This is a genomic window from Flavobacteriales bacterium, from assembly GCA_020635395.1.
Lineage (GTDB): Bacteria > Bacteroidota > Bacteroidia > NS11-12g > UBA9320 > UBA987.
Window position 1 is genome coordinate 732,148 of the sequence record JACJZV010000001.1, and the last position, 16,529, is coordinate 748,676.

Annotated in this window: 13 protein-coding genes; 6 read left to right on the forward strand and 7 right to left on the reverse strand. The window is 39.2% G+C overall.

The features are described from left to right. Positions 1–119 precede the first annotated feature (119 nt). Positions 120–3,683 (forward strand): hypothetical protein, encoded by a 3,564-nt coding sequence (locus H6607_03155; protein MCB9261363.1) that lies wholly within the window; start codon positions 120–122, stop codon positions 3,681–3,683. A 60-nt stretch (positions 3,684–3,743) separates the two neighbouring features. Here H6607_03155 and H6607_03160 read toward each other — a convergent pair whose 3' ends face one another. Then, on the reverse strand, positions 3,744–3,974 hold the full coding sequence (locus H6607_03160) for a F0F1 ATP synthase subunit epsilon (GenBank protein ID MCB9261364.1): 231 nt from the start codon (positions 3,972–3,974) through the stop codon (positions 3,744–3,746). 9 nt (positions 3,975–3,983) lie between these two features. Continuing rightward, positions 3,984–5,489, reverse strand: a complete 1,506-nt coding sequence (locus H6607_03165; protein MCB9261365.1) for a F0F1 ATP synthase subunit beta — start codon at positions 5,487–5,489, stop codon at positions 3,984–3,986. A 222-nt stretch (positions 5,490–5,711) separates the two neighbouring features. Here H6607_03165 and H6607_03170 point away from each other — a divergent pair, with 222 nt between their 5' ends. Both H6607_03170 and H6607_03175 read left to right on the forward strand, forming a co-directional pair. Further along, positions 5,712–7,076, forward strand: coding sequence for a sigma-54-dependent Fis family transcriptional regulator (locus H6607_03170; protein ID MCB9261366.1), 1,365 nt, complete (start codon positions 5,712–5,714; stop codon positions 7,074–7,076). Between the two features lies 1 nt (position 7,077). After that, complete coding sequence (locus H6607_03175) at positions 7,078–7,437, forward strand: Hpt domain-containing protein (GenBank protein MCB9261367.1); 360 nt, start codon at positions 7,078–7,080, stop codon at positions 7,435–7,437. Between the two features lie 3 nt (positions 7,438–7,440). Here H6607_03175 and H6607_03180 read toward each other — a convergent pair whose 3' ends face one another. The 5 genes from H6607_03180 to H6607_03200 are packed head-to-tail and all read right to left on the reverse strand — an operon-like array spanning position 7,441 to position 12,313. After that, complete coding sequence (locus H6607_03180; protein MCB9261368.1) at positions 7,441–8,154, reverse strand: pyridoxine 5'-phosphate synthase; 714 nt, start codon at positions 8,152–8,154, stop codon at positions 7,441–7,443. Beyond that, on the reverse strand, positions 8,154–10,178 hold the full coding sequence (locus H6607_03185) for a hypothetical protein (GenBank protein ID MCB9261369.1): 2,025 nt from the start codon (positions 10,176–10,178) through the stop codon (positions 8,154–8,156). Before H6607_03185 ends, H6607_03180 begins: the two co-directional genes overlap by 1 nt. Continuing rightward, positions 10,175–10,990 (reverse strand): hypothetical protein, encoded by an 816-nt coding sequence (locus H6607_03190; GenBank protein ID MCB9261370.1) that lies wholly within the window; start codon positions 10,988–10,990, stop codon positions 10,175–10,177. The genes H6607_03185 and H6607_03190 overlap by 4 nt, the downstream gene beginning before the upstream one ends. 22 nt (positions 10,991–11,012) lie before the next feature. Then, a complete protein-coding gene (locus H6607_03195) occupies positions 11,013–11,345 on the reverse strand; it encodes a MerR family transcriptional regulator (GenBank protein ID MCB9261371.1) in 333 nt (110 codons plus the stop codon). Further along, positions 11,345–12,313, reverse strand: a complete 969-nt coding sequence (locus H6607_03200; GenBank protein MCB9261372.1) for a peptidoglycan DD-metalloendopeptidase family protein — start codon at positions 12,311–12,313, stop codon at positions 11,345–11,347. Before H6607_03200 ends, H6607_03195 begins: the two co-directional genes overlap by 1 nt. A gap of 121 nt (positions 12,314–12,434) precedes the next feature. Here H6607_03200 and alaS point away from each other — a divergent pair, with 121 nt between their 5' ends. The 3 genes from alaS (at position 12,435) to H6607_03215 (ending at position 16,527) form a co-directional block, all read left to right on the forward strand. Next, on the forward strand, positions 12,435–15,050 hold the full coding sequence (gene alaS / locus H6607_03205; GenBank protein MCB9261373.1) for an alanine--tRNA ligase: 2,616 nt from the start codon (positions 12,435–12,437) through the stop codon (positions 15,048–15,050). Positions 15,051–15,114: 64 nt separating this feature from the next. Then, the gene (locus H6607_03210) at positions 15,115–16,209 is read left to right on the forward strand and encodes a Re/Si-specific NAD(P)(+) transhydrogenase subunit alpha (protein ID MCB9261374.1); all 1,095 of its coding nucleotides are present in this window, start codon (positions 15,115–15,117) and stop codon (positions 16,207–16,209) included. 9 nt (positions 16,210–16,218) lie between these two features. Further along, a complete protein-coding gene (locus H6607_03215; GenBank protein MCB9261375.1) occupies positions 16,219–16,527 on the forward strand; it encodes an NAD(P) transhydrogenase subunit alpha in 309 nt (102 codons plus the stop codon). Positions 16,528–16,529 lie beyond the last annotated feature (2 nt).

Here is a 16,529-nt window from a genome sequence, read left to right on the forward strand (position 1 = left end):
ACTACAACACTTTCTGAAATTAAAGCCACCGCCCAAAGCGGTGGCTTTTTTGTTGGGGTTGATGATTTTTGGTTTTCATCTTTGAAATCAAATAACATAAATTTGCTAAAAAATTAGGTATGAAAAAAACAACATCGTTATTCGTTTTTCTTCTCATTTTTTTCAATCATACTTTTGGTCAATGGGCTGAGCCTGTTGCAAATATTAATTCAAAAGCAGATCCCAACCTTTCATCTTCACCCGCCTATTTTACAGAGTTGGGTGGATTGGTCTATTTTAGGGCTTTTGACAATGAATTCGGAACAGAACTATGGGTTAGTGATGGAACGGATAGCGGTACCCACTTATTTATAGATCTATTTAAAGGTCAACAATCATCTTTTCCTCAGCAGCTCACGGCTTTTAATGGGAATATTTACTTTACATGCTCAACCGAAAAGAACGGAACTGAATTGTGGAAAACGGATGGAACAATAGCGGGAACATCTCTTGTTCGAGATATTGTTGCTGGGAAGAGCGGCTCTATACCTGCGAATTTATTGGTCGTAGGTAATTTTTTATACTTTTCAGCTTTTGATTCATTAAATGGACGCGAATTATGGAAATCTGATGGTACTTTCAGTGGAACTAAAATTGTGAAGGATATTATTACAGGAAGCAAATCTTCAAGGCCTTCTTGTTTATTTAATTTTCATGATACTCTTTATTTTATGATTCAAGATAGTCTGTCAAATATAAATCTTTGGAAAAGTGACGGTAGTAATGGAGGTACAATTATTTCGACAGCTGATTTTCCAATATATTCAACAGATACTAGAGAATTACATGTTTTGGATTCCTTCTTTTTATTTAAGGGAGTTGATTCAACCGGAGACGTGGAACTTTGGAAATCTGATGGTACAAAATCAGGTACGATACTATTGGTGAACATAAATCCCAATGGTAAATCTTGGCCATCTGGTTTCTGTGAATTTCAGAACTTCATATACTTTGGTGCTACAACAGAAAAGAATGGCTGGGAAATATGGCGAACCGATGGAACATCCGCAAATACAAAGTTATTCAAAGACATATTGCCGGGTGTTGAATCATCGTACGCAAACGAATTTATTACCTTCAATAATATGCTCTTTTTCTCTGCCGGTAAATCAAGCAACCAAGAATTGTGGAAAACCAATGGTAATATTTCTGGAACACAGCTGTTTAAAGAAATCAATCCAAGTGAATTAGGTAGTTCTCCTACCAACTTTCGCATAGCACTTAATAAGTTATGGTTTGCCGCCAACAATGGTGAATTTGGAACAGAACTTTGGATTTCGAATGGAACTGTCGCTGGAACCAATTTGCTTAAAGATATTTACAAGGGTTATACTAATCCTGAACTGCAAAGTGTTCAAATTGTTAAAGATAAAATGATTTTTATTGCAAACGATGGTGACCATGGTTCGGAATTATATATCTCTAATGGGACAGACACGGGGACTCATATTCTAAAAGACCTTCTATCAGGTCAGGGGAGTGGTTTTCCTTATGCTGATTATACAATAGAAGCCCAAAATGGGGTGCTTGCGAAATCTGGGGAATATTATTTTCAGGCGAACGTTGATTCGTTTGGAATCGAGATATGTAAAACGGACGGAACGGAAATAGGAACAAAATTGATTAAAGATATTTCTCTTGGTGAAAATTCTTCATTACCACAGTATATAACTGAGGTGGGAAATCAAATTTTTTTTTCGGCCAATTCATCTGTTGGAACAGAGCTTTGGAAGACTGATGGTACGGATACTGGAACCGTATTGGTCAAAGATATATATCAGAATACCAAATCCTCAGTTCCTCAACACCTCATAGATTTGAACGGGATTCTTCTGTTTACAGCTTTAGAGGCTGCCAGCGGAAGGGAGTTGTGGAGAAGTGATGGTACGGATACAGGAACTCATATTTTAAAGGACATATTTCCGGGAGTTCGGGGGTCGGACATCGCAAAAATTGAAAAAATGGGATCCAGAGTTTTCTTTTTTGCAAGAGACAGTGTATCTGGTTTAGAACTATGGTGCAGCAATGGCACCGATTCAGGAACAAGATTGATTAAAGATATAACTCCAGGTAGTTCCTCAACCAAATATTGGAGCGTTTCAATTATGATGGCAATGGATAGTTGTGTTTATTTTGTTTTGGATGACTCAATACATGGCTATGAATTATGGAAATCTGATGGTACAGAAACTGGAACGTCAATTGTCAAAGACATAAATCCTGGGAAAGATTCTTCTTTACCCTATTTGCTATTTCACCATAATCATATTCTTTACTTCAATGCTTACCACCCAGATTTTGGATATGAACTATGGAGAACGGATGGCACTGATACGGGAACATTTCTGTTGAAAGATATTTACACTGAAATACCTACCAGAAGAGGCTCTTCGGCAGTACAGAAGATGATTTTATTTAAGGATAAGGTTTATTTTGGTGCCTACGATGACATACATGGTTTAGAACTATGGGTAACGGATGGAACGTCTAATGGAACAAATTTGGTTTTTGAATTGGATGAGGGATCTAGGTCTGGATCATTTCCTCTTGCGGTTTATAAAAACAATTTGTATTTGAAGGGTACCAAACTAAATGAAAAATATCAATTATGGAGATTGAATGAAGTTTGCATTGATACGTACGACACGATTACAATAACAGCATGTGACTCTTTTATTTCTCCTAGCTGCAAACAGGTTTGGTTTTCATCGGGTAACTACAACGACACCATAAGAAATGATATTGGTTGCGATTCCATAATCAACATTGAACTTGATTTGATAGTGTCAAACTTTTCTGTCGACACATTAATTGCTTGTGATTCACTTTTGTCTTTAGATGGTTCCAGATTTTTAACACAATCAGGCAGATATAGCTACTTTTACAATAACCAACAGGGGTGCGATTCAATAATTATATGGGATTTAGTCATTGCAAACAAGACAATTAATAGCGTGTCTGTGACAGCTTGCGATAGTTTTAGCCCAGACAATGGTTTGCGTTATTGGAGAAATTCTGGGGTTTTCTTTGATACATTAAATTCAGAGGCAGGATGCGACTCAATAATACAGTATAATTTGAATTTAGGGGTTACTAGTACATATAAAAATTATATCAATGAATGTGACTCCTTTAAATATGATAAGGGACAAGTATTTTATTCTGATGTTGTAATTTTTGACACGTTTAGCAGCCGCTATGGGTGCGATTCAATTGTCGAGACCCAAGTGAAAATTGGATATAGTACTTTGGATAGCATTAAGGTAAGTGCCATTGATAGCTTCGTGTCGCCAAGTGGTAAAACTTGGAAATTTTCCAAAGTTGATTTTGATACAGTTATTAACTCCTTAGGTTGTGACTCAATATTTTTTATCGAATTATCTATAACAAGTCTAATTGGAAATATTCAGAACAGCTCCGCAATTCTCAGAATCACTCCTAACCCTGCAGAAGAATATGTATTAATCTGTATCATAGATCAAGCCTTTGCAAATTCGTGGATTGAATTGGTGGATGGGTTTGGAAATATAATTTTGAGAAAACAAATATTTGAACATACCATCATTAATTTGGAAGAATTAGGTAGTGGCTTTTATTACATAAGAACGTCTTTTGGTTCAACATATAAGCTGGTTAAGTTTTAAACAACATAAAAAAAGGCTTCTCAATTGAGAAGCCTTTTTAATATCTAACAAAAGGGTGTGTTAAGCCAAAACAATAATCTTATTGTTTAGTACTTCAACAATGCCGCCATTAATTTCAAAATCCTTATCGCCATTGTTTGTTCTTATGGTCAAGGTGCCTTTATCGAGGCTTGAAATAATAGAAGCATGATTGTTTAGGGTTTCAAATTTTCCTTTTGTGCCGGGAAATTTTACTGAAACAACTTCACCTTCAAATAATGTCTGATCGGGTGTAATTAATTCTAAATACATAGCTTAAAATTAATTAGCTTCTTTCAACATCTTCTCTCCAGCTTCAATCACGTCATTAATTGTGCCTTTCAAGTTGAAAGCAGCTTCTGGATATTGGTCAACCTCGCCATCCATAATCATGTTGAAACCTTTGATGGTATCGTTTATATCAACCAACACGCCTTTTATACCTGTAAATTGCTCGGCAACGTGGAAAGGTTGTGACAAGAACCGCTGAACACGTCTTGCACGGTGAACCACCATTTTGTCTTCCTCAGAAAGCTCGTCCATACCAAGAATGGCGATAATGTCTTGAAGCTCTTTGTATCTTTGAAGAAGCTCTTTTACACGTTGTGCTGTGTTGTAGTGTGCATCTCCTAAAATATCTGGAGTCAAAATTCGAGAAGTAGAATCCAACGGATCCACCGCAGGATAAATACCTAAAGAAGCAATTTGACGAGACAATACAGTTGTTGCATCTAAGTGGGCAAATGTTGTTGCCGGTGCAGGGTCTGTCAAGTCGTCGGCAGGTACGTAAACCGCTTGTACGGAGGTAATAGAACCTCTGTTTGTTGAAGTAATTCGTTCCTGCATAACACCCATTTCAGTGGCAAGTGTTGGTTGGTATCCTACCGCAGAAGGCATACGACCCAAAAGAGCCGATACCTCAGAACCTGCTTGTGTAAAACGGAAAATATTGTCAACAAAGAAAAGAATATCTCTTCCACCTGAGTTTTCATCGCCATCTCTAAAATATTCGGCAACGCTCAACCCAGACAAAGCAACACGTGCTCTTGCTCCTGGAGGTTCGTTCATCTGACCGAAAATAAAGGTAGCCTTTGATTCTTTTAATTTTTCAGTATCAATTTTAGAAAGATCCCATCCGCCTTCTTCCATTGATTTTTTAAATTCTTCGCCATAGTTGATAATGCCAGATTCAATCATCTCACGCATCAAGTCATTTCCTTCACGAGTTCGCTCACCTACACCGGCAAATACAGAAAGGCCGTCATACGCTTTGGCAATGTTGTTGATTAACTCCTGAATAAGTACGGTTTTTCCAACCCCGGCACCACCAAACAAACCAATTTTTCCACCTTTTGCATAAGGCTCTAAAAGGTCGATAACCTTAATTCCTGTAAACAAGGTCTCTGTTGATGTTGAAAGGTCTTCATATCTTGGAGCTTCAGCATGTATAGGTCTTCCACCAGTTTTATCCACTTGAGAAATACCATCAATAGCATCGCCCACAACATTAAACAATCTTCCTTTAATGGCATCGCCAATGGGCATGCGTATCGCATCTCCGGTGTCAACAACTTCCATACCTCTAACCAAGCCTTCGGTAGAGTCCATGGCAATGGTTCTTACTCTGTTTTCACCCAAGTGTTGTTGAGTTTCTAAAATAAGGGTTGAACCATTTTCTAACTTAATGTGAAGTGCATTCAGAATTTTTGGAGGGGTAGAACCCGCACCTTCAAAACTAACGTCAACTACCGGCCCAATGATTTGGGCAATTTTTCCAACATTTGCCATTATATCAATTATATATTAAGTAGGTCTTAAAATTTGCCGCAAAAGTATGGTTGCAACTCTTAAAAAACGAATAGTTGTGTAAAAATAATAAGTGAAATATACGATTTGAACTACTTTTGTATTCTCGCAATGAACTTTTTGGTAAAATTTGAGAAAAATTCTAATTATGGGAAAATTATTTTGTATATTTGCACCAATTAATGATAACATGCTACTCGCATTATGGCTGGAGAATTTAAAATTTTTGTTGTTGAGGATGATGTTTGGTACGGTGAAGTAATTGAATATCACTTATCCTTAAATCCGGATGTTTCCGTTCAAAAATTTACCACAGGTAAAGAATTTTTGAAGCACCTTGAGGAGGAGCCTTCTCTGATAACCTTAGATTACTCTCTGCCTGATATTTCAGGAGAGGAGGTTCTGAAAAGAATTAAGGAGTTTAACCCTGAATTGCCCGTGGTTATCATATCCGGTCAGGAAGATATTGGCACAGTCATTAAGCTTTTAAAGGATGGTGCTTACGACTATATTATCAAAGACGATGAAACGAAGGATCGGATTTGGAACGTCATAAAAAACATCCGCGAAAAAGAAGAGTTGAAAGAAGAAATTTCTGAACTGAAAAAACAAATTGTTCAGAAATATGATTTTAGCAAATCAATAATTGGCAATAGCCAACCTATGAAAAGGGTATTTAGCCTCATTCAAAAGGCTGTTACCAGCAATATCACTGTCTCAATTACCGGCGAAACCGGAACGGGTAAGGAGGTGGTGGCCAAATCCATACACTATAATAGCCAACGGGCAAAAAAACCGTTTGTGGCTGTAAACATCACGGCTATCCCGTCAGAACTTATTGAGAGTGAGTTGTTTGGTCATGAAAAAGGAGCTTTTACAGGAGCCATTGCCCGAAGAATAGGGAAATTTGAGGAAGCCACTGGTGGAACTATTTTTTTGGATGAGATAGGTGAAATGGACATTAACATGCAATCAAAGCTTTTGCGTGTTCTCCAAGAAAAAGAGTTGACCCGTGTTGGGGGGTCGGGCGTTGTAAAACTCAATTGTAGAATATTATGTGCCACCCACAAAGATTTGGCCGAAGAAGTAAGAAAAGGGAATTTTAGAGAAGACCTTTATTATCGCTTGTTGGGATTGCCCATTGCATTACCTGCATTGCGAGAACGAGGAAACGATATTTTGATGCTTTCAAAACACTTTATTGATGAGTACTGTAGGGAGAATGATGTTCAAAAATTGACACTCTCCACCTCTGCTCAAAATAAATTGTTGAAATATCCTTGGCCGGGTAATATTCGTGAGCTTAAAGCCGTTATCGAACTTTCGTGTGTAATGACTGATACGAACATTATTGATGACGAACACATTACGTTCAATTCATCAGGCAGCATTGACACACTTTTGCAAAATGAAATGCCGTTGGACGAATACAAGAATAGAATCGTAAAATTCTATTTGAGTAAATACAATGATGATGTGGTTACGGTAGCCAAGAAATTGCAAATTGGCAAATCAACCATATACAGAATGCTTCAAGAAGAAGCAGCAGAGTTAGGAAAGAATTATTAAAATGAATACTTACATGATAATGAACGAAGAGAAATTATATAGTTTAGAACAATTAGAGGCTTTGGCAGGAGGTGATAAAGTATTTATCGATAAAATGGTGGAAATGTTTATTCAAATGACACCAGAGTCGGTAGATAGAATGATAACTGCTTTGGCAAATGACGATTTGGAAGATTTGGGAGCCGCTGCCCACAAGATAAAACCATCTATTGATATGATGGGCATTGTTAGCCTAAAACAAAAAATACGGGATTTGGAACAATGGGGGAAAAACCGCTCGAATGTGAATCTGATTTCGGGGCTTTTGGATGAGGTTATTAACACGCTGAATGATGTAGTGCATCAGCTAAGAAACAGGTAATTCTTATATCAGTTCAGCAAGATAAAGCTCAATTGTATTTTTCAAACCCAAATAAATGGCATCGCAAATAAGTGCGTGGCCAATACTGACTTCCAACAAATTAGCAACCTTGGTTTTGAAGTAGCGAAGGTTATGCAAGTCGAGGTCGTGGCCAGCGTTTAAGCCAATTTGTTGAGCCATAGCTTCTCGTGCGGCAGCCACATAAACGGCAATTGCATCCTCTTTACTGGTTTTAAATCTGGAGGCATACGACTCTGTGTAAAGTTCAATGCGGTCTGTGCCGGTTTGTTTGGCGGCTTTCACTTGGTCAGTCACAGGGTCGAGAAAAATGGAGGTTCTGATGCCTTCATTTTTAAATTTTGCAATGATAGGTTGCAAATAATTTTGATAACGTATGCAATCCCAACCTGCATTGCTGGTCAAAACATTGGGGTCATCCGGCACCAGAGTAACTTGTGTAGGTTTTACCTCTAAAACCAAATCAATAAAATCAATTGTCGGGTTGCCTTCAATATTCAATTCGGTCGTTACCACTTTTTTCAATGCCCGCACATCAGCATATCTTATGTGCCGCTCATCCGGTCTTGGGTGCACAGTAATTCCATCCGCCCCAAAGAGTTCACAATCCATTGCGGCTTTAATAATGTCCGGATTATTTCCTCCTCGTGCGTTTCTGATGGTGGCCAGTTTGTTAATGTTTACGCTGAGTTTTGTCATTAAAGCTGAATTTGTAATTGAAATTTTAAATCATTTCTGGTGTTGCCATAGATATAGTCTAAGCCGCTTCCAAAACCATTTGTGGCTTTAAATTCGTGTGCAAATTTGAGCCAAAAATCAATATTATTTGATATGGAATAATTCAGAAGGGCATAGTTTTTTACGGAGTTGTATTGATAAAAGGGAATAGAATAACTCAACGGGACATCGTTTTCGTAGGTGTAAATTCGATTGTTAAAATCATCAATTTGAGAAATGGCAAAACGCATAGTCAGTTTTAACGGAATTCTATGGAAACGATAGGTAATATCCTGAAAAATAAGGTTGCCAAATGTAGGCTGGTTGTTTCCTATTTTGTATGAGTTGGTCTCTATCCGAGTGCGAAGTTTAAGAAATGAATTTGTGGTAATGTCTATGTTAAACCTAAAGCGATTGGAGATGGATTCTACCAAGATTTTTTGAGGTAAGTTTTCTGATGCAGATTGCTCTTTCTTTTCATGTTTAAAGCGACAATAGGCAATTACTTTTTTGGTAAATTTATACCTAATTTCTGATAAAAAATCGGAACCCACAGTGGTGTTTTGAGCCGAAAAGGTAAGCCAGGGAAAGGAGTAATAATCAGAATATCCAACAATTTCGAGCTTTTTGTTGGGTTTGAAAGAAAACCCCGAATACATTCCTTTTTCATTCGAAGCATTGCTCGATTCTGCAAAAACATTGCTTTGCAGCCCAATAAATCCGGCATCAATATCTCGATAGAAAAATGTAAAATCTAAACTTTTTCCTAAACTAAACAATACGCCCTCTACCCATGCCTTCTTTTTGTTTGATGAAAGTGTTGCCTCACCAAAAAATAAAAAATTGCCGAGATAAAAACTGTGGTTAACTCCAAACTTGGAGTATCTATTTCCATCAAAATCATATTTTTTATAAAGTGCATCATTCTTAATGAGGTTTCCGGCAAATTGCACAAAAGAGGCGGTGTGTCCGATGGTAAAATGGTGGTGTTTAGTTTTTAGGTTATAGCCCAATTGGGTCATTAGCAGAGCATCTTTGTCGTTCCACTCGCTCGGTTTACGGTGCAAACCCGTGGTTTGCAACGAAGTAAATCCTGTTTCAAAATCTTGCTCAAGCGTGTCAGTGTTGCCCACAATATTGGCATCAACGTGCAATCGGCTTGCAAAAGCACTCAAGTCAATTTGCTTTAACTTGGCCGAAATGGCTGCACCTCTCAAAAATTGGTTTTCGTTTAGAGAACGATACGCCGTAAGGCCAGTACTGTTTTTCATGGTATTGAGTGTCAACGCTGATTTACGGAAACCCAAACCCGAGCCGAGCGTTAAACCTTGCCCGAAATTGGCTTGATAATCGCCAATCAATATTTTATTGATGGTTTTATATGGATTTTGGTAGATGAAATAGGCCGAATAATAATCGAAACCAAGCCGGTTTTTGTTGGTTAAAAATGGCTCGCCGGCATCTTTTTCGGAGGTTGCACCGTACGAAACAAACCGCCCCGAAGTTCCTCTGTAACGAACCACTTGTCTCAGTGCATTTCCATAATACCTGTTTTCGGTAGAGTCGGAGTTTAAAAAACCCAACTTTTGTGGAGATTGTATTTGACAAGTAATAAAAAGTTGCTGTTTGTATTGAGTTGCGTTTGACATATAAAAATTATCAACCCGAACAAAAAACTTTAGATAGCCAATTTTTTCTATTGGCAAGTTGCAAACTTGCAACTCCAATATATCAATAAAGTCGCTGTATTTTTCGCGATGATTGATGATGGCATTGGCTTCTTCCACAGTCAAAATTCCCAAATTCAACAAGTCCGTTGCCTGGCATTTGTTCAAATTGATTGGGTTATTGCGGTAGGCAGCCCATCGGTCTATAAAATCCTGATAGTCGGATTCACCATCCTGAGTTTCCAACAACCTTTCCATCATTTCTTCAAAAGAGCCAGTGTTTTGGGCAAAAACGGGGGCAAACAGGGCGAGGCAGAATATGAAAACAAGAAGCCTCATTTTTCAAATTCACCAGAAATAACGGGAGAAAAGCCAAACGAATGGTGCCGGACAAACGATGAATTTAGCGACCATTTTTTTAGTTGATAGCCTAAACCAAAACTCAATATCGTTGGATTTGACCCAACGCCAAAACCAACATGAAGCTGATTGTTTGGTTGGTAAATAAATCCGGTTTTAAAGGCCGTTCCTACAAAGAGGCTCACATCAACTTGGGCATACCATTTTACAATGTCATTAATTTCGTAGGCCAACATTACGTATCCTGTGGGGGGCAAATTGGATTCTAATACCTTTCCAACCGGATTGAAAAGGATGACATCCGTCTCCATTTTTTCGGTGGGTTTGGCATGCAGGGCAAGGCTAAATCCAACATCGAGATTATTTTTAAACAAATTTTGGTTTGAGCGAAAACGATATTGATGAATGGACAATCCAATATTTGCCTGTTTATCTATTTTTTGGGCAAATGAAACGGTTGAAATCGACTGGCCGGAAACTTCATAACCCACCGTATTGTAATGCAACCCAACAGCTGAGTTTTTTAGAGAATAGCCAAAGGCAAAAGAAACATTGTTTAAACCCGATACTCCCATGGGGTTGCGGTATGCCACGGCTGCCAATATCTTTTTCTCAGAAATCATTTGAGCAGGGTTGTTAAATACTGCCCAAGCCGACTCTTCACTATATCGAATGTTGGCAATAGATGCAGCCTTGCCACCATCGGCACTTGGTGCTACTTGAGCATGCAAAATGTTGGCAGAAATGCAGAGCAGAAAGACAGATATGGAAAAAAGGATTGGTTGTTTCATGGCAGCTAATGTAGTAATAATATTAAATGCTGTCACGCAACTCGGTTAGAAATTGTTTAATTTTTAACAGAGATTCTTTTACTTCCACTTTTGAGGCAACCCTTTTTCGATTGCTTTTTAGTTGATGTTTTGCCCCTTCCAATGTATGCCCCTCTATCTTTACCAACTGATAAATAGAGTGAATCAACTCAATATCTTGTTTTGAATAAAAACGGCGGCCTTTTTTGTTTCGCTTAGGTTTTAGAGCATCAAACTCTGTTTCCCAATATCGCAAAAGGGAAGTGGCCACACCAAAGTGGTTTGAAACTTCAGATATTGAAAAATAAATTTTGTCGGGTAAAATGCTCGAGGGCATTAGTCAAACGCCTGATTTGGGTTATTTGAAAGCTCAATCATCTCTTCATACTGCCCGTCTGACAAATCGCTGTAATAGTAGTTTGCCGGATTTTGAGCCTCGTTGTTTATCAAAACTTCGTAGTGCAAGTGTGCTCCTGTCGATTTTCCGGTGTTGCCAACCAAGCCAATAATTTGACCTCTAGTTACTTTTTGACCAGTTTTAACTTTAAATTGACTCAAGTGTGCATACCGAGTTTTGTATCCAAAACCATGATTGATAATGATGCTTTGTCCGTAGCCCCATTTTTTAGACTCAACCACTTCCACCACGCCGTCTCCAGTGGCGTAAACCTCGGTGCCGGTTGGTGCGGTAAAATCCATTCCACTATGAAATTTAGGAATTTTATAAAAGGGATCAATTCTTTGTCCATATCCCGAAGCAAGTCTCGTTAAATCTTTATTAGATACGGGCATAATGGCAGGAATAGATGATAATTTTTTCGAACGTTGTTTGGCCAATTTTACCAATTCTTCATACGATGTTTTTTGAACCTTAGCTCTCGAAGCCAACTCGTCCAATTGTTTATTAATATCAGCCAACGATTTGCCATAAGCCATTTTGTTCAAATGGTCGTATCTGTTGCTACCACCCATACCGGCAGCTTTCATAGACTCAGGCATCGGCACACCAAAAATCTCTCTATAAATATCATTGTCCTTTTTTTCGAGCGAATTAAAGGTGGCAGAAAGGTTATTCAACCTGCCTTCAAGTCTGTCAATTTCGATTTTTTGTTCTTGCAATTTTTGTTTCAAAACCTGCTCGTTTGGCGAATCAAAGATGCTGTATGATGCTTTAATAACCACCAAAGAAAATAACCCAACGGCACACAAAAAACCAAATACCCGAAGACTTACAGTCCAAAAAGGGGTTTTTACGTGTTCGTAATTGAGTGTTTTTGAATTAAATTTATATCTGTTTTTTGCCATTTTTCTCTTGTATTGAAAGCGTATTTTTGCCCCACACTTTCGCCGTGCGAATATATAAAATTAAAAGGGTAAAAATCCAACAATATTTTTAAGTAAAAATAACAATAAAATTATTCGATAAATGACTTCAACTGAGGTACGAAATAAGTTTCTGGAATTCTTTAAATCAAAGGAACACCGCATTGTTCCTTCCGCTCCTATTGTGGTAAAAAACGACCCGACATTGATGTTTACCAATGCCGGGATGAATCAGTTTAAGGATTATTTTTTGGGCAATAAAGCGGCCAAGGATGTTCGGGTGGCCGATACGCAAAAGTGTCTTCGGGTGTCGGGCAAGCACAACGATTTGGAGGAAGTGGGGGTGGATACCTACCATCATACCATGTTTGAAATGTTGGGCAACTGGAGTTTTGGCGATTATTTTAAAAAGGAAGCCATAGCCTGGGCTTGGGAGCTTTTAACAGAAGTGTATAAACTCGATAAAACTCGATTGTATGTTACGGTTTTTGAGGGTGACGAGGCTGATAATTTGCTAGCAGATACGGAGGCAGAAGAAATTTGGAAAAACTACATTTCGGCAGATAGAATTTTGCGATGCAACAAAAAGGACAATTTTTGGGAAATGGGCGACACCGGCCCTTGCGGGGCGTGCAGCGAGATTCATTATGATTTGCGGAGCGAAACAGAGCGAAAAGAACGAGATGGAAAAACACTGGTTAACGCCGACCACCCTCAGGTAATTGAGTTGTGGAATTTGGTGTTTATGGAGTTCAACCGAAAGGCCGACAAAACATTGGAAGAACTGCCGGACAAACATGTCGATACAGGCATGGGGCTTGAGCGTGTGGTGCGAGCCATTCAGCTAAAAAACTCAAACTACGACACCGATTTGTTTATGAATACCATAATTGAATTGGAGAAAATAAGTGGCAAAAACTACGGCTTTGACGAAAAAACAGATATTGCCTTTCGGGTGATTGCCGACCACATTCGGGCATTGAGCTTTTGCGTTGCCGATGGTCAGCTGCCGAGCAACGGTGGTGCAGGATATGTTATTCGACGGATATTGCGACGTGCCGTTCGATATGGCTATAGCTACCTATGTTTTGAGCAACCGTTTTTGTTTAAATTGGTCGAAAAATTAGCTTCTCAGTTTGCCGATATTTTCCCTGAGTTAAATGCTCAAAAGGATTTTGTGGCCAGGGTGATTGAGCAAGAGGAGGTTTCATTTTTGAGAACACTTAATTCTGGTTTAAGCCGACTTGAAAATTACTTTGAGACGGGCAAATCATCTGTTGATGGCCAAGTGGCTTTCGAATTGTATGATACCTTTGGTTTTCCGATAGACCTTACCCAATTAATTGCCGCCGAGCGAGGAATGACTGTGGATATGGAAGGCTTTCAAAAAGCGTTGGCCGAGCAAAAAGCACGTTCAAAAGCGGATGCTGCCAAAGAAACAGGAGATTGGAATGTGGTGTTTGACGGCGAAAAAGAGGAATTTGTTGGATATGATTTTACAGAAGCCATCATCAAAATAACCCGTTATAGAACATTGACGGTAAAGGGGAAAGAAAAATACCAATTGGTGTTTAATGTCACTCCTTTTTATGCCGAAAGTGGTGGACAAGTGGGCGACACCGGACTTTTAACCGGAACAGAAAACAACGAGAAAATTTCGGTGGTAGATACCCAAAAGGAGAACGATTTGATTGTACATATTGTAAACAAATTGCCCGAAAACTTTCATCAAAACTTTGAAGCCAAAATCAATTTACAGAACCGAGAAAATACCGCTAAAAATCACAGTGCCACGCACTTGGTGCACGCGGCGTTGCGTCTGGTGCTGGGCGATCATGTGGCACAAAAAGGCAGTTTGGTTGACCCCTCAAAACTGCGATTCGACTTTTCGCATTTTTCAAAAATGACGGATGAAGAAATTGCCAAAGTGGAAGAAATTGTTAACGAAAAAATTGCCGCAGGCATTGAGTTGGACGAAAAAAGAAACGTGCCTTATGATATGGCCATTCAAAGCGGAGTGACTGCTTTGTTTGGAGAAAAATATGGTGATGTGGTGCGGGTAATTACTTTTGGAAACAACTACAGCAAAGAGCTGTGTGGAGGCACACATGTGCAAAACACCTCGCACATTGGTCGGTTTAAACTTGTTTCGGAAACCAGTGTGGCTGCGGGAGTGCGAAGAATTGAGGCCATCACTGGAGACGAGGCAGAAAGATTCTATACCGAACGGTTGAATTTGTTGAGTGAGGTAGAGCAACTTTTGGGTAATCCTTCGGATTTAGTAAAACAAGTTCAGCAGCTTTTGGCCGACCAAAAATCAGCTCTTAAAAAAATAGAAATGTACGAGCAGGCTCAGGTTTTAGGCCTTAAAAAGGAACTAATGAGTGAGATAGAAAATAGAAATGGAATACACTTTTTAGCAAAACAAATATCGGCTTCAAATCCTGCTCAAATCAAAGATTTGTTGTTTCAAATACGGAATGAAGTGGACAATTTGTTTGCGGTTTTGGTGGCAGACATTGACGGAAAACCAAGTATTTCCATCATGATTTCGGACAATCTGGTAAAAGAAAAAAACTGGAATGCCGGACAACTCATCCGCGATTGGTCAAAACACATCAAAGGCGGCGGAGGTGGCCAACCATTTTTTGCTCAAGCTGGAGGTAGCGATGTTGGTGGGTTGCCGGCAGTCATTGAAAACGCACAATCCTTATTATAAACCTATAGTATAGACTTGTGTAAACGAAATTCACTTAATTTTACCGCAATAAAAAAAACGAAAATTGAAACTTTTAGTTCTTAAAGAAACCGATTCAGGCGAGACCCGAGTGGCCATTGTCCCAAAGTCGGTGGCAAAGCTCACGGCACTTGGTTTTGAAGTATTGGTGGTAAAAGATGCCGGAAAAGCGGCCTCTTTTTCAGATGCCGATTATCAGGCCGCTGGAGCGACAATCTCTGATGTCAATGCAATAACAAGTGCAGATGTTTTGGTAAAAATTAACCCACCATCTGCTACCGAAATAGATTCATTAAAGGCTGGCCAGATTTGGCTTTCTCAATTGTTTCATCGACTCAATGATGAAATGATGAAGCAACTCAATGACAAAGGAGTGTCGGCACTTAGTTTGGATGCAATGCCTCGTATCAGCCGAGCTCAAAGCATGGATGTGTTGAGTTCGCAAGCAAATTTGTCTGGTTATAAGTCAGTGATTTGCGGTGCAGACAACATGGGCAAAATATTCCCAATGTTGATGACTGCCGCCGGAACAGTAACACCTGCAAAAGTGCTAATTTTTGGAGTAGGTGTTGCAGGTTTGCAGGCCATTGCAACTGCCAAAAGGCTTGGAGCAGTGGTGGAAGCAACCGATGTTCGGATGGAGTGCAAAGAGCAGACTGAATCGTTGGGAGCAAAATTTATATCGGTGGAAGATGACGGTGTAAAAACCGAAGGCGGATATGCAAAAGAAGTGACGGCCGAATATCTCGAAAAACAAAAACAAGCGGTAAATAATTCGTTGAAACAGGCCGATTTGGTAATAACCACGGCATTAGTGCAGGGAGCAAAATCACCCATTTTAATTTCTAAGGAACAAATAGAAATGATGAAAAATGGGGCGGTAATTGTGGATATGGCTGTGGCCAAAGGTGGCAACACCGAGCTAAGCAAGGCCGACGAAGTGGTGATGCACAACGGAGTTAAAATTGTGGGGGTTAGCAACTTTCCCGCTCAGATACCTACCAACGCCAGTGAGCTGCTCAGCAGAAACATCGAAAATTTCTTAAAACACTTGGTAGTTGATGGCACGTTTAAATGGGATTTGGAAGATGAAATAACCGCCGGAACATTGATTACACACAACGGAGAAAAAAGATTTTAAAGCAGAAAAATGGGAGAATTAATAAATTTTATTGGGGAAAACATTGAGATGGTTTACATCGTGTTGCTCTCCATTTTTGTTGGAGTAGAGGTTATCGGTAAGGTGCCTCCGGTGTTGCACACCCCGCTTATGTCGGGGGCTAATGCCATTCATGGTGTGGTAATAGTTGGAGCCGTCATTGTAATGCTCAATTGCGAAACGGATAATTATTTGGCCTTGACACTTGGCACATTGGCAGTGTTTTTAGGAACACTCAATGTGGTAGGTGGCTTTGTGGTTACAGATAGAATGTTGGAAATGTTTAAGAAAAAGAAATAGGC